16 protein-coding genes and 1 pseudogene are annotated in these 23368 nt (G+C 66.9%); 4 read left to right on the top strand and 13 right to left on the bottom strand.

The features are described 5' to 3' along the window. Nucleotides 1–2: 2 nt before the first annotated feature. Entirely contained in the window at nucleotides 3–605 is a 603-nt protein-coding gene (locus IPG63_13050; GenBank protein ID MBK6728166.1) for a glutathione S-transferase family protein, read from the bottom strand. Continuing rightward, complete coding sequence (locus tag IPG63_13045; protein ID MBK6728165.1) at nucleotides 602–1177, bottom strand: GNAT family N-acetyltransferase; 576 nt, start codon at nucleotides 1175–1177, stop codon at nucleotides 602–604. Before IPG63_13045 ends, IPG63_13050 begins: the two co-directional genes overlap by 4 nt. Before the next feature lie 139 nt (nucleotides 1178–1316). On the opposite strand from IPG63_13045, the gene IPG63_13040 reads away from it, so the two are divergent. Then, nucleotides 1317–2255: an exopolyphosphatase gene (locus IPG63_13040; GenBank protein ID MBK6728164.1), complete on the top strand. Its 939-nt coding sequence runs from the start codon at nucleotides 1317–1319 to the stop codon at nucleotides 2253–2255. Nucleotides 2256–2435: 180 nt separating this feature from the next. Here the strand turns inward: IPG63_13040 and IPG63_13035 are convergent, their stop codons facing one another. From IPG63_13035 to rsfS, 7 genes and pseudogenes are all read right to left on the bottom strand, one after another. Then, nucleotides 2436–2684 carry a hypothetical protein gene (locus tag IPG63_13035; GenBank protein MBK6728163.1) on the bottom strand — a complete coding sequence of 83 codons (249 nt, stop codon included), beginning with the start codon at nucleotides 2682–2684 and terminating at the stop codon, nucleotides 2436–2438. Beyond that, nucleotides 2650–3156: a hypothetical protein gene (locus IPG63_13030; GenBank protein MBK6728162.1), complete on the bottom strand. Its 507-nt coding sequence runs from the start codon at nucleotides 3154–3156 to the stop codon at nucleotides 2650–2652. Before IPG63_13030 ends, IPG63_13035 begins: the two co-directional genes overlap by 35 nt. A gap of 32 nt (nucleotides 3157–3188) precedes the next feature. Continuing rightward, nucleotides 3189–7508, bottom strand: a complete 4320-nt coding sequence (locus IPG63_13025) for a TIGR02099 family protein (protein MBK6728161.1) — start codon at nucleotides 7506–7508, stop codon at nucleotides 3189–3191. An 881-nt stretch (nucleotides 7509–8389) separates the two neighbouring features. Next, complete coding sequence (rng, locus tag IPG63_13020; protein MBK6728160.1) at nucleotides 8390–9859, bottom strand: ribonuclease G; 1470 nt, start codon at nucleotides 9857–9859, stop codon at nucleotides 8390–8392. A 101-nt stretch (nucleotides 9860–9960) separates the two neighbouring features. Then, nucleotides 9961–10533 carry a septum formation inhibitor Maf gene (gene maf / locus IPG63_13015; protein ID MBK6728159.1) on the bottom strand — a complete coding sequence of 191 codons (573 nt, stop codon included), beginning with the start codon at nucleotides 10531–10533 and terminating at the stop codon, nucleotides 9961–9963. 10 nt (nucleotides 10534–10543) lie between these two features. Continuing rightward, nucleotides 10544–11014 (bottom strand): 23S rRNA (pseudouridine(1915)-N(3))-methyltransferase RlmH, encoded by a 471-nt coding sequence (rlmH, locus tag IPG63_13010; protein MBK6728158.1) that lies wholly within the window; start codon nucleotides 11012–11014, stop codon nucleotides 10544–10546. Between the two features lie 2 nt (nucleotides 11015–11016). Next, nucleotides 11017–11402 (bottom strand): annotated as a pseudogene (gene rsfS, locus IPG63_13005) (ribosome silencing factor). Nucleotides 11403–11707: 305 nt separating this feature from the next. On the opposite strand from rsfS, the gene IPG63_13000 reads away from it, so the two are divergent. Further along, the gene (locus tag IPG63_13000) at nucleotides 11708–15016 is read left to right on the top strand and encodes a right-handed parallel beta-helix repeat-containing protein (protein MBK6728157.1); all 3309 of its coding nucleotides are present in this window, start codon (nucleotides 11708–11710) and stop codon (nucleotides 15014–15016) included. On the opposite strand, the gene nadD is transcribed toward IPG63_13000, so the two are convergent. The 4 genes from nadD to IPG63_12980 are packed head-to-tail and all read right to left on the bottom strand — an operon-like array spanning nucleotide 14974 to nucleotide 19337. After that, nucleotides 14974–15624: a nicotinate-nucleotide adenylyltransferase gene (gene nadD, locus IPG63_12995; GenBank protein MBK6728156.1), complete on the bottom strand. Its 651-nt coding sequence runs from the start codon at nucleotides 15622–15624 to the stop codon at nucleotides 14974–14976. The genes IPG63_13000 and nadD overlap by 43 nt on opposite strands. Continuing rightward, nucleotides 15624–16646: a DNA polymerase III subunit delta gene (gene holA / locus IPG63_12990; protein ID MBK6728155.1), complete on the bottom strand. Its 1023-nt coding sequence runs from the start codon at nucleotides 16644–16646 to the stop codon at nucleotides 15624–15626. Before holA ends, nadD begins: the two co-directional genes overlap by 1 nt. Beyond that, nucleotides 16646–17125 carry a hypothetical protein gene (locus tag IPG63_12985; GenBank protein MBK6728154.1) on the bottom strand — a complete coding sequence of 160 codons (480 nt, stop codon included), beginning with the start codon at nucleotides 17123–17125 and terminating at the stop codon, nucleotides 16646–16648. The genes holA and IPG63_12985 overlap by 1 nt, the downstream gene beginning before the upstream one ends. 1 nt (nucleotide 17126) lies before the next feature. Further along, nucleotides 17127–19337 (bottom strand): leucine--tRNA ligase, encoded by a 2211-nt coding sequence (locus tag IPG63_12980; protein ID MBK6728153.1) that lies wholly within the window; start codon nucleotides 19335–19337, stop codon nucleotides 17127–17129. Between the two features lie 785 nt (nucleotides 19338–20122). Between IPG63_12980 and IPG63_12975 the strand changes: the two genes are divergently transcribed. Beyond that, the gene (locus IPG63_12975; protein MBK6728152.1) at nucleotides 20123–21457 is read left to right on the top strand and encodes an amidohydrolase family protein; all 1335 of its coding nucleotides are present in this window, start codon (nucleotides 20123–20125) and stop codon (nucleotides 21455–21457) included. Nucleotides 21458–21525: 68 nt separating this feature from the next. After that, a complete protein-coding gene (locus IPG63_12970; protein ID MBK6728151.1) occupies nucleotides 21526–23346 on the top strand; it encodes a DUF885 domain-containing protein in 1821 nt (606 codons plus the stop codon). The last annotated feature ends 22 nt before the right edge of the window (nucleotides 23347–23368 follow it).

Genomic DNA, 23368 nt, shown 5'->3' with positions numbered 1-23368 from the left:
GCTCAGGCTTGCTGCGCGATGAAGCGCGGCTGCCCCTCGACCCGCGCCAGCCACGCTCGCAGGCGCGGGTATGCATCGAGACCGACGCCACCGGCAGGCGCGTCGTGGGTGTAGGCATACAGCGCGATGTCGGCGATTGAATAACCGCTCGCGAGCATGAAGTCTCGCGTCGCCAGTTCACCTTCCATCACCGCCAGCGCCTGGTGGCCGCGCTCCTGCAAACGCGGCAGCTCGGCGCGACGCGGATGGTCGGCGGGCAGGAATTTCGCGATGAAGCGCGCAACCGCGACATAGGGTTCGTGGCTGTACTGCTCGAAGAACAACCATTGCAGGATTTGCGCGCGCCGCCACGGATCGGCCGGGAAATACGCCGAGCCCTCCGCGAGATAGCAAAGGATCGCGTTCGACTCGGCGAGACAACGACCGTCCTCGAGTTCGAGCAGCGGCACCTTGCCGTTCGGATTCTTCGCGAGGAACTCAGGCGTACGCGTCCCGCCGCTCAAAGTATCGACCTCGACCCAGCGATAGGGTCGTGCGATCTGCGCCAGCAGCAATTGCAGTTTGTAGCAGTTGCCCGACGCCGACATGCCGTGGATGGTGATCATGCGATCTCCAGATCGTTTGCGCGGCGCCGTGCGAACCATTGTGCGCGCGACTGCGCCCAGATGCCGATCTTGGCGTCAGCGAAGGGTTCAGGCAGTTGCCCGGGGCCGCGGTAGCTGGAACCGAGTCGCTCGGCGAGGCGGATGGACGCGGCATTGTCCGGATCGATGCTGTGGATCACCTCGCTCCAGTCGAGATGAGCGAAGGTCCAATCGATCGCCGCGGTGGCGGCTTCGCTGGCGTAACCCTTGCCCCAGGCATCGCGATGGAACGACCAGCCGATTTCGGTACCCGGCCAGCCTTCTGGAAACCACGGCCCGGTCTGGCCGACCCAGCGACCGCTCGACTGCTCGACCACGCTGAACATCGCGAATCCCTGCACCGCCCAGGCACCCGGCATCTGCAGGAAACGCCGCCAGGCCGCGGTGCGCGGCAGCACGCCGCCGATGTGGCGGGCGCTGGCGTCGTCGCCGAGCATCTCGGCGAAGCGCTCGAAATCGCCGGCAATCGGCCGGCGCAGCAGCAACCGGGGGGTCTGCAGCGGAACGTCGGAAGGTTCTGGGATGGCGGACATGCGGGTCGCTCGTGACAGCGGCCGAAGCCGGCCGCCACCGAGCTTGCCGCGCCCGTCGGCCGCGCGCAAACCCGACTCGCCGCAGCGCGCGCGAGGGCGCTAGACTCCGGCCAGGCCCGTTCTCCGGAGATTCCCCGCCATGAGCAATTCCCAGCGCTACCGTCTGGTCACCCGCAGCGACTTCGATGGCCTGGTGTGCGCGGTGCTGCTCAAGCAACGCGGCATCATCGACGAAATCACCTTCGTGCATCCGAAGGACATGCAGGACGGCAAGGTCGAGATCGGTCCGCGCGACATCACCACCAACTTGCCCTACGTCGCCGGCTGCCACATGGCCTTCGACCACCACGCCAGCGAAATCGTTCGCCTTGCCGGTGGCCGTCCCGCCAATCTGGTGATCGATGCCGGCGCTCCCTCGGCAGCACGCGTGGTCTACAACCACTTCGGCGGTGCCGAGGCGTTTCCGAACATCACCGAAGAAATGATGGCCGCAGTCGACCAGGCCGACTCGGCGCAATACTCGATCGACGAGATCCTGAATCCGCAAGGCTGGGTGCTGCTGAACTACCTGATGGACGCGCGCACCGGGCTCGGGCGCTTCCGCGACTTCCGCGTCTCGAACTACCAGTTGATGATGGAATTGATCGACTACTGCGCGACCCACAGCATCGAGGAAATCCTCGCGCTTCCCGACGTGCGCGAGCGCTCCGACCTGTACTTCGTGCACCGCGAGCGCGCCGAGGACCAGATTCGCGACTGCGCCAAGGTGCACGGCCCGTTGGTGGTGCTCGACCTGCGCGACGAAGAAACCATCTACGCGACCAACCGCTTCATGCTGTACGCGCTGTATCCGGCATGCAACATCTCGATCCACGTGCTCTGGGGCCTGAAGCGACAGAACACCGCCTTCGCCATCGGCCGCTCGATCGTCAACCGCAGCTCGCGGGTCGACGTGGGCGAGATCTGTCTCAAGTATGGCGGCGGCGGCCACCTCGCCGCCGGCACCTGCCAGGTCGACCTCGAGAACAGCGAACGCGTGCTCTCCGAGTTGATCCAGGCGATCACATCGGGTCACTGAGAATCTGGCGAGTTCGCGGTCCCCTTCACCGAGGCCCGCAGAATCGAGCAGCGCAAAACCGCGCCATGGACCACCACGGCGACCTTCGCGCTCGCCCCCCGCTGCAAGTAAGTTGGCACTCGTTACCGCGGGAAGAACGCGGCGACTCCGGCGACTCGATCCGAACAGGACGCGAGTCGGTCAGGTCAGGAAGCGATTCGCGTGCGTCCAGGGCCGGTGCAAGTCGGCCAGCGGCGGCGTGCCTGCGGCTTCAGCGAAGCGAATCGTCTGCGCAAGCAGGGCGAAGCGTTGTTCGATGCTCAAGTTGCGCTCGTACTCGAGCAGCTGCGGCTCGGCCACGGCAAATGCCGGCTTGAGTTCGGCGGCCCAGGCCAGCCACTGCCGCTTTTCCGCTTCACTGATGGGCGAGGAGTCGTTCGAGTTCTTCATGGAAACCGAAAAGGCCGAAGTAGTCACGCACGCGTTGCATATTGATCTCGTCGCGGCGCAAGTCAAGGATGCCGCGGATGTCGCCCCAGTCGCGGTATCGACTGGGGTCGTTGGCCAGCGCCTGCAGCTTGAGGCCAATCAAGTCTTCCGCGGCGATGACGGACAGCGCGACATCGCCCAATGATTCCTTGCAGGCTCGTTCGAGCATTCCTTGTCCGAGCGCTGAGCGTGCATACAACGCGTCGACGCGACGCCCGTCCTCACGCATGTAGTTTCCGAAGGCGGAAGCCTCGTGGAACGGCTCGAATCCGAGTTGGCGCAGGATGTCGACAAAAGCCTCGCGGCGCTGCGCAGCGACCAGGAAATCGATATCGAAGGTGACCCTCGACTTGCCTCGAACCAGCACGGCCAATCCACCGATCAGCGCATGATCGATGCCGGCCGTCGTGAGCGCCTGCGCGATCACGACCATGTCGGCTTCGAGACCTGGCGCGGGGCGCTGCGTCAAAACGCGTTGATCCCGGTCAGTTCGCGGCCGACCACGAGTTGGTGCACGGTTTCGGTGCCCTCGTAGGTGATCACCGATTCCAGGTTCAGGGCGTGGCGGATCGGGCTGTATTCGGTGGTGATGCCGGCACCGCCGAGGATGTCGCGGGCCTCGCGCGCGATGTCGAGCGCCATGCGCACGTTGTTCCACTTCGCCAGAGAAACCTGGGTCGGCTGCATCGTGCCCTGGTCCTTGAGCCGGCCGAGCTGCAGCGACAGCAGTTGCGCCAGCGTGATGCGCCGCGCCATGTCGGCGAGCTTCAGCTGCACCGCCTGGGTCGAGGCGATCGGCTTGCCGAACAGGATGCGCGACTTGGCGTACTCGTTGGCGGTGTGCAGGCAGTCGATGGCGGCGCCGATCGGACCCCAGGTGATGCCATAGCGCGCCTGCGTCAGGCAGCCGAGTGGTCCCTTCAGGCCGCGCACGTTCGGCAGGCGGTTCGCTTCCGGCACGCGCACGTTGTCGAAGAACAGCGCCGAGGTGACCGAGGCCCGCAGCGACATCTTGCGATGCACGACCTGGGCCGTGAACCCGGGCATGCCCTTCTCCAGAATGAAGCCGTTGATGCCGTCCTCGGTCTGCGCCCAGACGATCGCGATGTTGGCGAGGTTGCCGTTGGTGATCCACATCTTGGCGCCGTTGATCAGCCAGTCGCCGCCGTCACGCTTGGCGTGCGTCTTCATGTTCGCCGGGTCGGAACCGCCATGCGGTTCGGTCAGGCCGAAGCAGCCGATCACCTCACCGCGCGCCATCGGCGGCAGCCACTTGCGGCGCTGATCTTCCGAGCCGTAGGCGTAGATCGGATACATGCACAGCGAACTCTGCACCGAGGCAAAGCTGCGGATACCGGAATCGCCGCGTTCGAGTTCCTGGCAGATCAGTCCGTAGCTGACGCCGTTCATACCGGCGCATCCGTATTCGCTCGGCAGCGAAGACCCGAGCAGGCCCATCTCGGCCATTTCCGCAACCAGGTGCTGCGGGAATTCGCCCTTGTCGAAGCAGTCGCCGATGATCGGGATCACGCGCTCGTCGGTGAACCGCGCGACCGCATCCTGCACCGCGCGCTCTTCCTCGGTCAGCAGCGAACGGATGTCGAACAGGTCGTAGGGATTCAGGGCCATGGCAGCGCATCCGGCAGCGAAAAAAGGACGGGCATTGTAGTCAGCCACCCAAGCCCGGTCACGCCAACACCCGCCCCCCCCCCCCCCCCCCCGGCCCCCTTCGGGACCGGCTGCCCCTGCTCGCGATTCGCAGCCCGTTCCCCCCCCCCCCCCCCCCCGGGGTATTCCGCCGGCGGCGTGGGCCGGTGCGGTGGCGACAGACACGCGGGCACGCTCGCGGGGTGAACTCTTGCCGATGAGGGTGATGTCGGGCTTGTCCCAGGTGCCGCGGACGCGGTAGCGGGTGGAGATGACCTCGTCGATCGGCTTGCGCATGACTTCCTGCGCCAGCACGCCAACCACCGCCCCGACCGGGCCGCCCGCGACGGCGCCGACGATCGGCAACGCGCCGCGCAGCTTCGGCGTAACTTCCATCTCCTGCTCGTAGTCCTTGTCGCGCAGTCCGGTGCGGCCGCTGACGCGGATGTCGGCCGCAGGTCCCTTGATCAGCAGATTGGCGGTGTACGCACTGCCATCGCTGAGGGTGAAGCTGCCGCGGATGCTGTCGAAGGCCATGCCGCTCTGGAAAAAATCGCGGAAGTCGAGCGAGAGTCGACGCGGGATGGCGCTGAAATTGACCAGGCCGAAGATGCGTCCGGCGCCCGGATCGACGTTGAGGATGCGGCCTTCGCCGACCTCGCCGGACAGTTCACCGTCGATGCGGTCGAGTCCGAACAGCGCCGGCGAACCCGCCCAGCTGCCACGCACGTGCGCGACCGTCTGGCCACCGTCGATCACGCCCGCGTATCCGAGCGAGCCGAGCATGTCGCCGAGGCTCTCTGAGCTGAGCGTGATGTCGAGCATGCTGCGTTCATCGCCATCGACCAACTTCCATTCGCCGCTGGCGCGCATGGTCAGCGTCGGCGAGCGCGCATCGAACTGTTCGATGCGCAGGCCGTCGAGCATCGGCTGGGTCTCGATGCGCGCTTCGCCGAAGCTGGCGTTGCCGAGCTTGAGGTCGCGCACCCAGATGTGCAGCGGCGGCAACTGCGCCGGATCGGCCGGGCGGGTCGCGCGTTGGCGCTCCTGGGCGTGCGCTTCGGGCCAGTGCAATTTCTCGAACTGCAGGGTCAGGCCGCGGGTGCCCAGTTCGGCGCGCGGCACTTCGAAATTGCCGACGATGCCGGCGCCATCGAGATCGACGCGGGTCAGGCGCGCATCGCGCTCGATGCGCAGCGACGTATCCGGAAACGCTCGCCCCATCACGTCGAGTTCGCTGGTGCTGAGATCGACCGAGAGCTCCATGCCGGATTCGCTGCCGGTACCGAAGGCGCTCCAGCCGCCGAGATCGATGCTCGGCGCAGTGCCGCTGATGCGCAGCCCCGGCCGCGACGGCAACGCCGCCAATTCGCCGCCAAGCGCAAGATGGCCTGCAAATGGCTGCTGTTCCGATTCGATGCGCGCCCTGAACCGCGCCATCGCCCCGAGCTGCACGTCGAGTTCGTTGCCGGCCACCGGCAACTGCACCACCATGCGCAAGGGCAGCGGCGACTCGGCGTCCTTGCCGAGTGGCGCCGGCAGATCGAGCGCGATGCCGCGCAAGTCGGAGATCAGGGTCAGCGTCGACAACGGCGGCCGTTCCGGGCCGGCGGCGCGCGGCACCGCCAGCGCCAGGTCGAAGTGCGCGCGTCCCGGCATGCGGTTCCAGTACGGGTCGAGCGCATGAAACGAGCTCATCGCGGCTGATGCCTGCATGCGGCCACGCAGGCTCGCCTCGACCTGGTTCTCCGGGTCGGCCACGAACTGTCCGACCGCGATACTGAACTTCGCAGCGTCGCCATCGACCAGCACATCGAGCGCGTCCGCCGAGAATCCCTGCCGCGAATAGCGGATTGCGCCGCTGGCACGATCGAACTTCAAGCCCCAGCGGGCGTCGACCAGATCGGCATCCTGCAGCACCACGCTGCCGCCGACCTCGGGCTCGCCGAGCCGCGCCGCCAACGGCAGGGTCAAGTTGAAATCGGCGATGCCGCTGCCACCGATCTTCAACGCCAGCAACTCGTCGCGATAGTGCTGGTTCAAGGGCGTGGCGCGCAGGAATTCGAGCAGGGCGGCGCCCGCGCCGCCGCCGCTCCCGGCAATGCGCAGCACCGGGTCACGGAAGCTCGGCAGGTCGGCCTCGACCGTGCGCACGGCAACGCCAAGCACGCGGCCGTCGCGCGCGGTGGCGCGCATGCCGCCATTGCGGAAGCGCGCTTCGGTGCGGCGCACCTCCCCGCGCGGCCAGTCCCGGTGGTAGTCGAGCACCAGATCGACGATCTCGGCGTCGGCCAAGAAGCGGCCTTCGTCGTGATGGAAGGGCCAGTCGTCAAGGTCGCCGCGGATGCTGGCGACGCCACGTGTGATGCGCCCGGAAACCAGCGCGTCGTCCAGCCAGCTGCGCGTGCCCTGCGGCATCACCGCGATCGGCCAGAACGCCTTGGCCGCGACCACAGCACTGTCGCGCACGTTGACCGCTCCCTCGATGAATGGACGCCGCCCTCCGCTTTCGAACGCCAACGCCAGCCAGCCGTCGAGCCCGAAGTCTTCGCCCTGCAATGCCAGCTCGGGGAACTCCACGCGCACCGCATCGCCGTCACGACTGAGCACCAGTTGCGCGCGTTCAATCAGCACCGGGAACGGCGCCGGAAACATGCCGGGGAAGTCGATCACGGTCTCGACCGGCTCGATGCGCAGCGCCACCGCGTCGGCGTCGCCGTGGATGCGCGCATCGATTCCGGTCAGGCGCGGACTGTGTCGCGTCGACTGCAGCGACAAGCCCTGCAGCGCGCCGCTGATCGAGGCGATATCGCCGCCGCGCCCGCTCATGCGCAAACCGCGCAGATGTCCGCTCGGCGCCGCTTCGAACAGCCAGCCGGCGGCGCCTGGCGACGCCAGGCTGCTCAGGCTCAGCCACGGCATCAAGCGCTCCAGCGCCAACTGCTCGACATCCAGAGACCACGCACCGCTGGCACGCTCGCGCGTGAACTCGAGTTTGCTGCGCGCCGGCTCGTCCGTACGCCAGATCCGGTCCTTCGAGCACCGCCAGCTGTTCGCGCTCGGCGTCGCGGGTCCAGTGCAGCGAGAGGTGGGTGCGGTCCGGGCTGTAGCGCGCTTCGATCTCAGCCCCGTTCGCAAGCCGAACCGCGTTCAGACCGCGCAAGGCCAGCTCGTCGGCCGCCAATTCGATACGCGCCTCGGCGACTTCGCCCTGCTGCAGGTTCAGCCACATCGAGACATCGGCGCTGCCGCCGGCGAAAGCAATCCCGCCGATGCTCAATTCACCGAGCGCCGCCGCAACCGGCAGGTCCCGCGCTTGTGCGTAGCAGCGTCCGGAATGGAAGTCTGCGGCCAGATCGCAGCGCACGCCGAGGTCGGCATCGGCCCCCAGACGCACGCTGCCGAGGATACGTTGACCACCAACGCGCTTGCCAACGGCGACGTCGATGTCGCTGAAGTGCAGACGACTGCCGCTGCCGACATCGTGCAGGGCGAGCGACGAACGACTGATGCGAAACGCGCCGAGCGAGCGCAAGGCATCGAGTGGATCGCCCATGGCATCGGCGGAGCCGCGCCATTGCACGATGCGGAAGTGGCCTTCGGCATCGCGTTCGGCGTCGATGTCGAGGCCGATGATGCGCAGTTCATGCCAGGACACGCCGCGCTTGAATGGCGCGTAGAAATCGATGACCAGCTCGGCGCGCTCCAGCTCCAGCGCCGGATGCCCGGCGTCGCCACCGATGCGCAGCGCGTCGAGCCGGAACAGCGGCCCACCGGGCAACCATTCGCCGTCCAGGCGGGCGAAGCTGACCGGCCGCTGCAGCCGCTCGGACAGAAACACCTGCACGCGCTCGGGGTGCGCCAGCAGCCACGGGAACATCAGGCTCATGCCACCGACCAGGGTCGCCGCCAGGATCAGCAGCCCGCCGACCGTGAACAGCACGCGGCGGCGGATGCGGCGGCGACGCGCGCGGTCGGCGTTCATCCGCCCGGAACCCGGCGTTCGGCGCGCAGCGTGTTCACAACAGCACCACGTCGTACTGCTCCTGAGCGTACTGGTCCTCCGGCTGGAAGCTGATGCTCTTGCCGGTGAACTCTTCGAGCTCGGCGACTGCGGCCGACTCCTCGTCGAGAATCTTGGCGACTACCTTCGGCGCCGCCAGCACCAGCAACTTCTCGGCATCGAACTGCCGCACCGCGCGGGTGATCTCGCGGAAGATCTCGTAGCACACGGTTTCCGCAGTCTTCATGGTGCCGCGCCCGGCACAGCACGGACAGGGTTCGCACAGCTGGCGTTCCAGGCTCTCGGTGGTGCGCTTGCGCGTCATCTCGACCAGACCGAGCGGCGACATCTCGTAAACCGTGGTCTTGGCGTGATCGCGCGCCAGCAGCTTCTCCAGCTGCCGCAGCACCTGGCGCCGATGTTCCTCATCGGTCATGTCGATGAAGTCGATGATGATGATGCCGCCGAGATTGCGCAGGCGCAGTTGCCGCGCAACCGCCTGGGCGGCCTCGAGATTGGTGCGATACACCGTCTCCTCGAGGTTGCGCGTGCCAAGGAAAGCACCGGTGTTCACATCGACCGTGGTCATCGCCTCGGTCTGGTCAACGATCAGGTAGCCACCCGATTTCAGCGGTACTTCCTTCTTCAGCGCGCGCTGCATTTCGTCCTCGACGCCGTAGAGATCGAAGATCGGGCGCTCGCCGGGATAGTGCTCGACGCGCTCGACCCAGTCCGGCATGAACTGGCGCGCGAACTTGAGCAGGCGTTCGAACGTCTCGCGGGAATCGACGCGCACCTTGACGATGGCGTTGCGCATGTGGTCGCGCACCGAGCGCAGCGGCAGACTCAGGTCCTCGTAGACGCAATCACCGACCTTGGCCGCGGCGAAGCGCGCGCTCACCGCCCGCCAGACCTTCTGCAGGTAGGCAATGTCGTCGCGCATGGCTTCCTCGCCGACGCCATCGGCATTGGTGCGCACGATGTAGCCGTGCTCGCGCTCTCCGGCCAATGCCTGCACCAAATCCTTCAGGCGCGCGCGTTCGATCTCATCCTCGATGCGCGCCGACACACCGATCTGCTTGCTGGTGGCGAGCAGCACCAGAAAGCGCGAAGGCAGCGACAGATGCGTGGTCAGGCGCGCGCCCTTGCTGCCGATCGGGTCCTTCACGATCTGGACCACGATCTCCTGGCCCTCGTGCAATAGTTCATTGATCGGCGGCGTGACCGAATTCGCCTCCGGCTCGACATCGGCCGAAGGCGTGCGCAGGATGTCGGACGCATGCAGGAACGCAGCGCGTTCCAATCCAACCTCGACGAACGCCGCCTGCATGCCCGGCATCACCCGCTGCACGCGCCCCTTGTAGATGTTGCCGACATAGCCACGGCGCGAGGCACGCTCGACGTACACCTCCTGCAGCATGCCGTTCTCGACGATGGCGACACGCGTCTCGCGCGGCGTGACATTGATCAGGATCTCTTCGCTCACGCGGTTCTTCCATTCTGCTTTGCTGCTTTATAGCCCGGGAGCGATGAACCGCGATAGTCCGCAATCGCGTGCGCCGCAAACAAACGCGACTCACGAATTTCTTACAACGCGAATCCGAAGCCACGCAGCAATGCGGCAGTTTCGAACAGCGGCAGGCCCATCACCCCGGAGTAGCTGCCGGACAAATGCGCCACCAGCGTCGCGCCGCGTCCCTGGATCGCATAGCCGCCGGCCTTGCCGAACGGCTCGCCGCTCTCTACGTAGGCGCCAATGGCGGCTTCGTCGAGCGCTGCGAACGTGACCTCGGAGATCGCCACCGCTTCGTCTTCGCGCCCGGCACTGACCACCGCCACCGCCGAAATCACCTGGTGCCGCCGCCCGGACAACAGGCGCAGCATGCGCGTTGCGTCCGCTGCGTCTCGCGGCTTGCCGAATACCGCACCATCGAGCACCACTTCAGTATCGGCACCGAGCACCAGCGCCCCGGCCACCGCCGACACCTGCAGCAACCCGGCTCCGGCTTTCTCGCGGGCCACCCGACGTACATAGTCCAGCGCCGGCTCGTCTGCCGCCGGCGTCTCGTCCACCGCGACATCGAGCGGCTCGAACACCACCCCGATCTGGGTCAACAACTCGCGCCGCCGCGGCGACTGGGAAGCGAGGAACAGGGGCATCGGTTTGGGCTCAGGCGCGGTGATAGGGATGCCCTTCGAGGATCGAATGGGCGCGGTAGATCTGTTCGGCGACGAGCACGCGCACGATGCCGTGCGGCAGCGTGAGCGGCGACAGCGACCAGCGCGCCGTGGCGCGTTCGAGCAGCGCCGCGGCGTGCCCGTCGGGGCCGCCGATGGCGAGCGCGACGTCGCGCCCGTCCAGCGTCCAGCGTCGCATCTGTTCGGCCAGCTGCACGCTGGTCCAGGCAGCACCGCGCTCGTCGAGTGCAATCAGTTGCACGTCGCGCCCGCCTGCGGCGAGCAGGCGTTGCGACTCTTCCTCCTTGTACTTCGCCGCATCGCCCGATTTGCCGCGTTTGGCGAGCGGCAGCTCGACCAGCTCCGGCGCCAGGTGCTTCGGCAGGCGCCTGGCGTATTCGGCGAAGCCGTCGTTGATCCAGGCCGGCTGGCGCTCGCTGATCGTCAGCAGGCGGATGCGCATGCTCAGGGCGGTGCGTCGAAGCCTTCGTCGCCACCGACGCTCCACAGCCGCTCCAGGCCGTAGAACTCGCGGATGCGCGGCAACATCACGTGCACGACGATATCGCCGAGATCGACCAGCACCCACTCTGCTTCCTTTTCGCCCTCGATGCCGAGCGGCATCATGCCCGCCTTCTTGACGAACTTGACGACCTCGTCGGCAATCGACTTGACGTGCCGCGTCGAGTGCCGCTGGCGACGAACAACAAGTCCGCGAACGACGCCTTGGCGCGGATGTCGATCTCGCTCACATCCTTCGCCTTCAGCTCCTCGAGCGCTGCCACCACCTGCCGCCGCAATAGCGCCGTTTCCTTCGCCAGCGCCGCGGGTAACGGTGCGGTCACCGCCACCTCCGGCTTCGCCGACGGTTTGCGCGGTACCGCAACCTTCCTGACCGCTGCCTTCTTCGCCGGCTTCTTCGCTGCCGCCTTCTTCTTCGATGGCGCCTTGCGCGCGCCGCTCGCGGCCTTCTTCGCGGGCGCCTTGCGCGCGCTTGTTTTCGCCTTCGGCCTGGCCTTCGAGGTGGTGTTCAAGTCGGACATTCCCTTTCGCGCGACGGCTTGCCGCGGTCGCAGTATAGGCCTGGAGCGGCACCGCTTGCAGTCACGAGCGATCGGCGCAGAATGTGCTCCGTCGCTCCCGCAGGAATTCGATCATGGCCTGTACCCGCGCCCTCGCCGGCCTTGTCCTGGCTTCCGTGCTGGTTGGCACGCACGCAGCTGACTTCGAGGTCTCGACCCGCGACTGGAACGACTCGCAGGATGGAGACCTCAGCCTGCGGGAGGCCATCGATGTCGCCGCTGGAAACGGACGCTGCCTGACGTCCGGGGAACACGACCATGTCAGCGGCGGCAATTGGCAGGAGATCTTCCTGAGCGTGCCCGGCTGCACCGTGCCCGTCGGGGGCAGCCGCTGGATCGGTCATCCGGCGCTGCCCGACAATTTCGGTGATGGCGTCGCCGACCTGATCAAGTTCAACAACTTCTCCGGCAGCAACATCCTCAACCCCGCAGGGACCCTGATTCTCGACAGTCTGGACACGCTGGATGGGCGGCGTCCCGACGGCGTGCTGGTGGTGATCGACGGCAACAATGCCGCGCGCCACGGCATCTCCACCGAGATCGACAATTGCGTGGAGTGCTACGAGAGCAACATCACCTTCCGCAACATCGTCGTCGAGGACGTCAATGGCGACTGCTTCAACTTGGGCGCCTCCAACAGCATCACGCTGGAGCACGTGGTGGCACGGTCCTGCAATACCGGCATCGCGGTCTACACTTCGTTCACCGGCAACCAGCCGGAAGGCTTCCGCCTTCGAGGCAACGGCTACGGCCGCAGCGAAGTCGTCAACAACCGCGGCGACGGCGTCTACATCCTCGGCAACGGCAGTACCCCCGCGACCAATTTCCTGATCACCAGCACGCTGGTTGCCGACAACACCGGCACGGGCATCCATGTCATCAACGTGCCAGACGTGGCCATCGGCCTCAATGATGCGAGCGACGGCGTCGAGGTCAGCGGCCACGGCGGCGACCCCGGCATCCTGTTCGAAGGCGCCAACACCGCCGGCGGACGCGTCGTCGGCAGCCTGGTGTTCAACAATGGCAAGGGCATCCAGCTCGGCGGCGGAGCGCAGCAGATCACCATCGGCAGCGCCAGCGATGTCGCCCAAGCCAACCGCATCGCGCTCAATGGCGCGGAAGGCGTTTACCTCACCGGCGCAACCACGCATGCCAACAGCATCGAGGGCAACCTGATTGGCGCGCTCGCGGTCGGCGACGCCAGCTCCGGCAACGGCTTCGATGGCGTGCTGATCAACCTCGGCGCCTACGGCAATTTCGTGCACGACAACGTCATCGTCGACAACGGTGCCGGCGCCGACGCGAACTACGGTTGGGGCGTGCAGATCCAGGACGCCGGCAGCAACGCCAACGAGATCGCCGACAACCGCATCGGCGTGCATGCGAATGGCGCGGCGGCGGGCAACCGTCTCGGCGGCATCCGCGTCCGCTACGACGCCGCCGCCAACCTGATCGGCACCGCGGCCAGCGACGCCGCCCAGCACGTGTCAGGCAATGGCGGGCCCGGCATCGTCATCGACGGCGAGGGCGCGGATGCCAACCTCATCCGCCGCAACGACATCGGTTTCACGCCCGCCGGCGCTGCACTCGGCAACGGCGCCGATGGCATCGTCGTTTCCGGCGGTGCCGACAACACCGAAATCGGCGGCAGCGGCAACCAGCGCAACCGCATCGGCAGCAACTCCGGCGACGGCATCGACATTTCCAATGACGCCAGCGACGGCAGCAAGGTTCTCGGCAACGTGATCGGGTTGAGCGCTTACAACGGCGTTGCCCGCGGCAACGCCCAGCACGGCGTGCGAATTGGTGACGGCGATGGCGGCACTGTGCAATCCAACCTGGTATCCGGCAACGGATGGGACGGCATCCAGCTCGCCGGGAGCGCCAGCGGCTGGCAGGTGCTCGGCAACGAAGTCGGCACCGACGGTGACCCGTTCGCACCAGACCGCATCGCCAATGGCTTCTCGGGCTTGGCGCTGCTCAGCGGCGCCATCAACAACCAGATCGGCACCGTTGCATCCCCCAACCTGATCGTGGGTACCGGCGATGGAATCTTCATCGCCGACAGCGGCACCACTGGCAACGTGATCGAGGGCAACAATCTCGGCACTGGCTGGGGACTCGCTCCGGGCATCGCCGTCGGCAACGACGGTCGCGGCATTCACGTGCTGGCGTCGGCGCACGGCAACACCCTGCGCGGCAATGCCATCGGCGCCAGCGGCTTCGCCGGCATCGAAGTGGCCGGCGCCAACAACACCTTGATCATCGGCAACCTGGTCGGCCGCACGCGCAACGGCTATTACTTCGGCAACGCGCGCGGCATCCGCGTCAGCAACGCCAGCGGCACCCAGATCGGCGGCACCACCGTGGCCGACCGCAACCTCGTGATCAGCAATCCCACCTACGGCATCGGACTGCTGCCAGGCACCAGCGGCACAACCATTCGCAACAATCACGTCGGCGTCGACAGCGATGGCGGCACGGCGCGGGCCAACGGCAACTACGGCATCGTGCTGGAGAACGCCGACAACAACTCACTGGTCGGCAATCTGGTGTCGGGCAACAACGGCATCGGCATCCACCTGTATGCCGGCGCCTCGGGAAACCTGGTCGCCTCGAACCGGATCGGCACCACGGCAGGTGCAAGCGCGTCGCTGGGCAACAGCGGCCAAGGCGCGACGGTCTCTGGGCTGGGCAGCGATGGCAACGAGTTCTTCGCCAACATCGTGGCCTACAACGGCCTCGAAGGCGTCCTGGTCCAGAACGGCAGCATCGGCAACAGCATCGGCGCGCCCGACGATGGCAACCAGATCTATGGCAACGGCGGCGACGGCATTGCCATCCGCGATGGCAGCGGGCATCGCATCGAGGGCAATGATCTCTTCGCCAACGACGAGGACGAGATCGATCTGGGCAACGACGGCCCGACCCCCAACGACCCGGGCGATACCGACACCGGACCCAACGATTTGCAGAACTACCCGAACCTCGTTTCCACCTACACCAACATCAGCCAGAACCTGACCCAGGTGACGGTCTCGCTCGATTCGCTGCCGCTGCGTGACTACCGCGTCACCGTGTACGGCGATACCGACTGCGAACAGAACGGTCGCGGCAGCGGCACGGCGTTGCTCATGCTATCCGTGCAGACCAATGCCGCCGGCATCGGCCAGGGCACCTGGCTGGGCCCGGCGATCACGTTGCCACGATTCAGCGCGAGCGTGCGCGACCTGGCGAACGGGAATTCGTCGGAAATCGGTCCTTGCTTCAGCAACGTCGTGCGGCTGTTCGAGGACGGCTTCGAGGACCCCTTCCCGAACCGCGCCCCCGTCACGGGCAATCAGGGCGAGACCGGCGAGTACAGCCTGCATCCGCCGATGTAGTCGGCGACCGCTTCGGGGACCAGGAAGCGCGGATCGCGGCCGGCGGCGATACGCATTCGGATCGCGGTGGCCGAAATCGACAAGGGCGTGACCGCGAGTTCGGCGATGCGACCGGCGGGGGCGTGGGAGAGATCGGGGATCGATCCGCGCCGAGTCACCGCATTCGTGCGCAGCGCCTCAGGCCACGCCGCGCGCGTGCCCTGTCCCGGACGCGTCAGCACCAGCACGTGCGCGAGCTCGAAGATATCGGCATGGCGATGCCAGGTCGCAAAACCGGCAAAGGCATCCGCCCCCACGCACAGCACCAGCGGCGTGTCGGCACCCAGCTCGTGGCGCAGTTCCGCGAGCGTGTCGACGGTGTAGCTCGGACCGCTGCGTCGCAGTTCGCGATCATCGACTGCGAGGTGCGCGCAACTGCCGACGCCGAGCCGCAACATGGCCAGGCGCTCGTCCGCCGATGCCAGGGGCTGCGGACGGTGCGGTGGAATCAGTGCCGGCATCAGGTGCACCACGGCATCGAGCGCCTCGGCCACTTCGAGCGCCACGCGCAGGTGACCGACGTGGATCGGGTCGAAGGTGCCGCCGAAGATCGCGGTCAGCTTGCGCATCAGGCCACCATGCGCTTGCCGGCACGCACGTCGCTGATGCGCAGCAACAGGCGCTCGAGCGCGACGAAGGGATCGCCGCTGCCGCGGCCCTTGGCGAGCCGATCCACGGCGGCGGCCTCGGCCAGGCGCTGTTCCCAGAAGCGGGCATCGCCGCGTGCCAGCGCCTTGCGGAACGCGGCATCGCGCGTGCCCCAGATGCCTTCGCTGCGAAACGCTCCGGCCTGCTGCGCCCGCGGCAACTGCGACAGGCGCGCCGCCGCATGCAGCTGCATCAGCAGCCAGGCCATCAGCATCGCCGGCTGCTCGCCCTCGGCGCGCAAGGATGCGAGCATGCGCCGTGCACGCGCGCCATCGCCGGACAACGCGGCTTCGGTCATGCCGAACACATCGAAACGCGCGGAGTCGGCAACCAGGTTATCCAGTTCGGCCTCATCGACCCGGCGCCCGTCGGCGAGCAGGGCGAGCTTGTCGATCTCCTGCGCGCAGGCCAGCAGGTTGCCCTCGGTGCGCCGCACCAGCGCCGCGACCGCATCCGCCGTCAACTGCACCGAGCGCGAGGCCGCACGCGACTGCACCCAGGCGCCGAGTTCGTCGCGCTTCAGCGGCCACACTGCCAGGAACACGCCGCAACGTTCGATCGCCTGGGTCCACTTGCCTTCCTGCTTCTTGCTCCATTGATTGCAGGTGATCAACAGCACGCAATCCGACGGCGCACGCTCGCACCATTCCTGGATCGCCGCCGAACCCTCGGTACCGGGCTTGCCGGTCGGCAGGCGCAGTTCGATCAACCGCTGCGATGCGAACAGGGACATCGCCGCGCCCGAGCGCGCCAGATCGTTCCAGTCGAAGCTCGCATCAACATCGTGCACTTCGCGCTCGCTGAAACCGAGTTCGCGCGCACGGCTGCGCAGCGCGTCGGCGGCTTCCATCACCAGCAGGTGTTCCTCACCGGCGATCAGGTACACCGGTTTCAGGTCCGCCGCCTTCGCGATGCGGCTCGCGAACTGTGCGGAAGCGCTCATCAGCGGATCGCTTCGATCCGGCGCACGAGGGCGTTCAAGGTGTCGCGGCGCAATTCCTTGCGCGCCAACTCGTCCTCGGCGGCAGCGCCGAGCGCCTGCGTCTCGTCGAAGCGATAGTCGCGACGGCGTTCGATGCTGTGGCGTGCGACCAGCACCGCACCGTCCGCGCCCAGCACTTCGAACTCAATGCGATGAACGACCTGGTACTCCTGCACGCGCGCGGTGCCGCTGACCGACAGCGGCACCGTGCTCAGCGCATCGGTGTGGATGCGCACCACCGCGACCTTGGCGCCGTCGTCGTCATGCAGGTTTGCGCCAGCGCGACGCAGGGCGCGGCCGAGTTCGGGACCGATCGGACTGAACGGATCGGCGATCTCGATGCGCAACTCGGACAGCGCCGCCGGCAACGCCGCCTGCTCGCGCAGATGGAAGCCGCAGCCGGACAGCAACACGATCGCAATCAGGACGAGGCTGCGCATCTCAGTTGGCCACGATGTTGACGATCTTGCCGGGCACGACGATGACCTTGCGGATGGTCGCGCCTTCGAGGAACTTGAGCACGGTGACATCGTTGCGCGCGGCCGTTTCCGCATCCTCCTTCGAGGCCGAAGCCGGCACCTCGATCTGGCTGCGCAGCTTGCCGTTGACCTGCACCGCCAGCGTGATCGAATCGCGCACCAGCGCCGCCTCGTCCGGCTTCGGCCATGGCTGGTCGTCGATCTGGGTCTCATCGTGGCCCAGCGCCTGCCACAGCGCGTGCGCCATGTGCGGCACGATCGGATTCAGCATCAGGGTGATCGCCGTCCACGCTTCCTGGCGCACCGCACGCGCGTGCTCGCTGGCGTCGTCGAACTTCGCCAGCGCGTTCATCAGCTCCATGATCGCGGCGATCGCGGTGTTGAAGGTGTGGCGACGGCCGAGGTCGTCGCCGACCTTGGCGATCGTTTCGTGCAGCTTGCGCCGCACGGCTTTCTGCTCCGGATTCAAGCTCGCCGGATCGATGCCAAGCCCCGTTCGCCCTGAGCTTTCCGCCAGAGACTCCGTTCGCCCTGAGCTTGTCGAAGGGCGCTGCGATGAAGCATCGGGCTGTTCATGGTTCGACAGGCTCACCACGAATGGTTGGCCTCCCGCTCCCTCCGAGCCGGCCGCGACATGCGCATGCACGCCGGTCCACAGGCGGCGCAGGAAACGCGCCATGCCCTCGACGCCGGACTCGTTCCAGTCCAGCGACATCTCCGGTGGCGATGCGAACATCGAGAACAGACGCACGGTGTCGGCACCGTAGCGCTCGATCATCAGTTGCGGGTCGACGCCGTTGTTCTTCGACTTCGACATCTTCTCGGTGCCGCCGATCAGCACCGGCTTGCCGTCGGACGCGAGCTTGGCGCCGGTGATGCGGGCGCGCTCGTCGCGCTCGATCTCGACATCGGCCGGGTTGAACCACTCCTTGCCGCCGTTCGCCTGCTCTCGATAGAAGGTCTCGGCGACGACCATGCCCTGGCACAGCAGGTGGGTCGCCGGCTCGTTCGTCTGCACCAGGCCGGCGTCCCGCATCAGCTTGTGGAAGAAGCGGAAGTACAGCAAGTGCAGGATCGCGTGTTCGATGCCACCGATGTACTGGTCGACCGGCAACCAGTAGTTCGCGCGTTCGTCGACCAGGTCGGTCGCACCCGGCGAGGTGTAGCGCGCGTAGTACCAACTCGACTCCATGAAGGTGTCGAAGGTGTCGGTCTCGCGTTCGGCGGCGCCGCCGCACTGCGGGCAGGTGGTCGTGCGCCAGGCCGGATCGGCCTTGATCGGCGACTTTACGCCGGAGAATTCGACGTCCTCGGGCAGTACCACCGGCAACTGGTCTTCCGGCACCGGCACCGCCTCACATTGGGGGCAGTAGATGATCGGGATCGGGCAGCCCCAGTAACGCTGGCGACTCACACCCCAGTCGCGCAGACGGTAGTTCACCTTGCGCGCGCCGGACTTGCACTTCTCCAGCCGCTCGGCGATCGCCTTGAAGCTCTGCTCGAAGGTCATGCCGTCGTACGCGCCGGAATTCAGCAGCAAGCCGTGTTCGGTGTAGGCCGCGGCCTGCACGTCGATGTCGCCGCCATCGAGCGGACGGATCACCTGCTTGATCGGCAGGCCGTACTTCTTCGCGAACTCGTGGTCGCGCTCGTCGTGGCCAGGCACCGCCATCACTGCACCGGTGCCATAACCCATCAGCACGAAGTTCGCGATCCACACCGGCACACGTTCGCCGCTGATCGGATGGACCACGTGCAGACCGGTGGCGATGCCGCGTTTCTCCTGCGTCTCCAGCGCCGCTTCGGCGGTGGCGAGATGGCGGCATTCCTCGATGAATGCGGCCACCTCGGCGTTGCCCTGCGCGGCCTTCTGCGCCAACGGATGCTCGGCCGCGACCGAGACGAAGGTGACGCCCATCAGGGTGTCCGGGCGCGTGGTGTAGACGCGCAGCGGCGCAGCGTCCTGGGCGCCGGTCGCTCCCGGCATCCTGCCTTCCGCGACACTCGTGCGTCCCTGCACGTCGGTCGCTCCCGGCATCCTGCCTGCCGCGACGCTCGTGCGTCCCTGCACGTCGGTCGCTCCCGGCATCCTGCCTTCCGCGACACTCGTGCGTCCCTGCACGTCGAAGTCGATCTCAAGCCCTTCCGAGCGACCGATCCAGTTGCGCTGCATGGTCTTGACCGCATCCGGCCAGCCCGGCAGATGGTCGAGTTCGTGCAGCAGTTCCTCGGCGTAGGCGGTGATCTTGAAAAACCACTGCGGGATCTCGCGTCGCTCGACGACCGCTCCGGAGCGCCAGCCGCGGCCGTCGATGACCTGCTCGTTGGCGAGCACGGTCTCGTCGACCGGGTCCCAGTTCACCACCGAGTTGCGGCGATAGACCAGGCCGCGCTGGAACAGGCGCGTGAAGAACAGTTGTTCCCAGCGGTAATAGTCGGGGCGACAGGTGGCGAATTCGCGTGACCAGTCGATCGCGTAGCCGAGCGCCTGCAGCTGGCCGCGCATGTGCTCGATGTTGGCGTAGGTCCATTTAGCCGGTGCGGTGTGGTTCTTGATCGCGGCATTCTCGGCCGGCAGGCCGAAGGCGTCCCAGCCCATCGGCTGCAACACGTTCTTGCCCTGCATGCGCTGGTAGCGGCTGATCACGTCGCCGATGGTGTAGTTGCGCACGTGGCCCATGTGCAGCGCGCCGGACGGATACGGCAACATCGACAGGCAGTAGAACTTCGGCTTGCTGCGATCCTCCGTCACCGCGTAGGCACGGGTTCGCGTCCAGTAATGCTGTGCGGCGGCTTCAATCAGTTTCGGGTCGTATTGCTCGTGCATGTCGGGTCCACGCCGCGGGGGCGCGCAATCTCAAGAGGGATGAGGGCCAGACTAGCGCAGCGGCTTTCCGGGCGGCAACCGAAGCCGGCGTGGCTTGGCTACACTGCCGGCCTTTCGTCAGGAGTCCACGCATGCGCCCCTTGCTTGCCGCCAGTCTGTTCGCCCTCTCCGCCGCCGCCGCGGCCGCCAACGACCCGGCGCAAGTGATCGACTGCGAGCACGCTGTCGATGTGCGCAGCGGAAAAATGCTCGGGCGCACCGTGCTGCTGGTGATCGACGGTCGCATCGCCGAACGTGCCGACAGCGTCGAGGCGCTGCGCAGCTCGCCCAAGTTCGCCGAGCATGGGCTCGACTCGCAGTCCTTCCGTGTGATCGCTCTGCCCGGGCATACCTGCACGCCGGGCTGGACCGATCTGCACGTGCATCTCTCCGGCGAACAGAACAAGGAGTCCTACAGCGAGGGCTTCCGCCTGAACCCAGCCGACTACGCGCTGCGCGGCAGCGTCTATGCCGAGCGCACGCTGCAGGCCGGTTTCACCACGGTGCGCGACCTCGGCGCCGGCGACGGCGTGTCGATCAGCCTGCGCAATGCGATTGCCAGCGGCTGGATCGAAGGCCCGCGCATGTTCGTCGCCGGCAAGTCGATCGCCACCACCGGCGGCCACGCCGATCCGACCAATGGCATCAACGCGCGCCTGACCCGGGCGCTCGGCTATCCCGGACCGGAAGACGGTGTCGTCGGCGGCGTCGAAGAAGCGCGCAAAGCAGTTCGCCAGCGATACAAGGAGGGCGCCGATCTGATCAAGGTCACCGCCACCGGCGGCGTGCTCTCGTATGCGAAGTCGGCCGACAACCCGCAGTTCACGCAGGAGGAAATCCAGAGCGTGGTGAACACCGCGCGCGACTACGGTTTTCATGTAGCCGCGCACGCGCATGGCGCCGAAGGCATGAAGCGCGCGATCCGCGCCGGTGTGACCACGATCGAGCACGGCACTCACGCCGACGACGAAGTCTTCCGGCTGATGAAGGCGCATGGCACCTATCTGGTCCCGACGCTGTCCGCCGGCGCCTATGTCAGCGAAAAGGCCAAGGACCCGACCTGGTTCCCGGCGATCGTGCGACCCAAGGCAGAGCGCGTGGGAGCGCAGATTGCCGCCACCTTCGCCAAGGCCGTGAAAGCCGGCGTGCCGTTCGCGTTCGGCACCGACGCCGGGGTATCGCCACATGGCGAGAATGCCAAGGAGTTCGCGCTGCTGGTCAGCGCTGGGGCCACGCCGATGCAAGCGCTGCAGGCGGCCACGATCACCGCCGCGAAAATCCTCGGCGAAAGTCGCGACCAGGGCACGCTGGACGTGGGCATGCGCGCGGACATCGTCGCCGTGCCGGGCAATCCGCTCGAGGACATCGGCGTCACCGAACGCGTCGCCTTCGTCATGAAGGATGGCGTCGTCCACCGCGAACCGTGACCACTGGCGGTTGCCGTCGACACGGCGCCTGCTAGCGTTCGCCCCCTTTTCCTGCCGAGGTGCAAGCGATGCGTCGTCTCCTGCGTTGGTTCTTCCGCGGCGGCCTGCTGCTCACGCTCCTGCTCGGCATCGTCGTGGTGCACGAGTGGAACTTCCGGCCGTGGTCGCTGCGCGTGTTCTACGAGCGCGTGTTCGTCCAGTTCGCGGTCGAAAGCCCGCAGATGCTCTCCAGCATGCGCATGCTGCCGTCCTGGCTCGACTGGTACAGCGACGACCTCGACGACGTGTCGCTGGCGCAAGGCGAGCGCATGCGCCAGAAGCTGTTCGCCGACCGCGCCACGCTCGCCAGCTACGACCGCAATGAGCTCGATGCCGAAGGCCAGCTGAGCTACGACGTGCTCGACTACTTCCTGGCGATGCAGGCTGAGGGCGACCCGTTCCGCTTCCACGACTATCCGGCGAACCAGCTCTCCGGCTTCCAGAACGGCCTGCCGAGCTATCTGGCCTCGCAACATCCGGTGCGTTCGCTGGCCGATGCCGAGGACTACCTGGCGCGGCTGTCGCAGTTCGACCGCTACTTCGCGCAGCAGATGGAGGGCGTGCGCCTGCGCATCGATGAACACCACATCGTGCCGCCGCGCTTCGTGGTCGAGAAGGTGCTCGCCGAGACGCGCGAGTTCGTCGCCGCGAAGCCCGAGGACAACGTGCTCTACGCCTCGTTCGCCGAGAAGCTCGACAAGATCCAGCCGCCCTTGCCCGCCGCCGAGCGCCAGCGCCTGCTCGATGGCGCGCGCGAACGCATCGAGCGCGTGGTCTATCCCGCCTACCGCACGCTGATCGAACACCACGAGGCGCTGCTGCCGAAAGCGCGCCCGAACAACGGCGTCTGGGACTTGCCGCAAGGGCCCGAGTTCTACGCCTGGGCGGTGCGCATGCACACCACCACCGACATGAGCCCCGCCGACGTGCACGCGCTCGGGTTGGCCGAGGTGGCGCGCATCGAAGCCGAGATGGACGCGATCCTGCGTGGCGAAGGCCTGCTCGAAGGCAGCAACGGCACGCGCGTGCGCCAAATCGCCGAGCGCCCCGACCAGTTGTACCCGGACAGCGACGAAGGCCGCGCGCAGATCATCGCCGACTACCAGGCCATCCTCGACGAGATCGACGGTGGCCTTGCACCGCATTTCGGCCTGCGTCCGAGCACCGGCGTCAAGGTCGAACGCGTACCGGTGTTCCGCCAGAAGACCGCGCCCGGCGCCTACTACGAGCCGCCGGCATTCGACGGCAGTCGTCCCGGCACCTTCTTCGCCAACCTGCGCGAGGTGGGCGAGATTCCGCGTTTCAGCATGCGCACGCTGGCCTATCACGAGGGCATTCCGGGACATCATTTCCAGATCGGCATCCAGCAGGGCATGGAAGGGCCGATGTTCCGCAAGCTGCTGCCGTTCACCGCATTTGCCGAAGGCTGGGCGCTGTATGCCGAGCGGCTCGCGTCCGAGATGGGCTTCCAGCGCACGCCGCTCGACAACCTCGGCCGCTTGCAGGCCGAGATGTTCCGCGCCGTGCGTCTGGTGGTCGACACCGGCATGCACGACCAGCGCTGGACGCGCGAGCAGGCGATCGCCTACATGATTGACAAGACCGGGATGTCCGAGACCGATGTCGTCGCCGAGATCGAACGTTACCTGGTCAACCCGGGCCAGGCGCTGGCGTACAAGGTCGGCATGAACACGTTGCTGCGACTGCGCGACGAGGCGCGTGCCGAACTCGGCGAGCGCTTCGATGCCAAGGCCTTCCACGATCTGGTGCTCGGCGGCGGCAGCCTGCCGCTGACTCTGCTCGAACGCCGCGTCGACGCCTGGGTCGCGACGCGCAAGGCCAGCGCCTGAGCGCCACCACCCTTGCATCCTG

Source organism: Lysobacterales bacterium (assembly GCA_016703225.1).
GTDB lineage: Bacteria > Pseudomonadota > Gammaproteobacteria > Xanthomonadales > Ahniellaceae > JADKHK01.
Note: the sequence above shows the minus strand (reverse complement) of the source record. Positions and strands in the feature narration are given on the sequence as shown.

Excerpts from the sequence above, each read along its gene's own strand:
- IPG63_13050 (MBK6728166.1), bottom strand. The coding sequence starts at position 605 with ATGATCACCATCCACGGCATGTCGGCGTCGGGCAACTGCTACAAACTG.
- IPG63_13045 (MBK6728165.1), bottom strand. The coding sequence starts at position 1,177 with ATGTCCGCCATCCCAGAACCTTCCGACGTTCCGCTGCAGACCCCCCGG.
- IPG63_13040 (MBK6728164.1), top strand. The coding sequence starts at position 1,317 with ATGAGCAATTCCCAGCGCTACCGTCTGGTCACCCGCAGCGACTTCGAT.
- IPG63_13035 (MBK6728163.1), bottom strand. The coding sequence starts at position 2,684 with ATGAAGAACTCGAACGACTCCTCGCCCATCAGTGAAGCGGAAAAGCGG.
- IPG63_13030 (MBK6728162.1), bottom strand. The coding sequence starts at position 3,156 with ATGGTCGTGATCGCGCAGGCGCTCACGACGGCCGGCATCGATCATGCG.
- maf (MBK6728159.1), bottom strand. The coding sequence starts at position 10,533 with ATGCCCCTGTTCCTCGCTTCCCAGTCGCCGCGGCGGCGCGAGTTGTTG.
- rlmH (MBK6728158.1), bottom strand. The coding sequence starts at position 11,014 with ATGCGCATCCGCCTGCTGACGATCAGCGAGCGCCAGCCGGCCTGGATC.
- IPG63_13000 (MBK6728157.1), top strand. The coding sequence starts at position 11,708 with ATGGCCTGTACCCGCGCCCTCGCCGGCCTTGTCCTGGCTTCCGTGCTG.
- nadD (MBK6728156.1), bottom strand. The coding sequence starts at position 15,624 with ATGCGCAAGCTGACCGCGATCTTCGGCGGCACCTTCGACCCGATCCAC.
- holA (MBK6728155.1), bottom strand. The coding sequence starts at position 16,646 with ATGAGCGCTTCCGCACAGTTCGCGAGCCGCATCGCGAAGGCGGCGGAC.
- IPG63_12985 (MBK6728154.1), bottom strand. The coding sequence starts at position 17,125 with ATGCGCAGCCTCGTCCTGATTGCGATCGTGTTGCTGTCCGGCTGCGGC.
- IPG63_12980 (MBK6728153.1), bottom strand. The coding sequence starts at position 19,337 with ATGCAGCGCAACTGGATCGGTCGCTCGGAAGGGCTTGAGATCGACTTC.
- IPG63_12975 (MBK6728152.1), top strand. The coding sequence starts at position 20,123 with ATGCGCCCCTTGCTTGCCGCCAGTCTGTTCGCCCTCTCCGCCGCCGCC.
- IPG63_12970 (MBK6728151.1), top strand. The coding sequence starts at position 21,526 with ATGCGTCGTCTCCTGCGTTGGTTCTTCCGCGGCGGCCTGCTGCTCACG.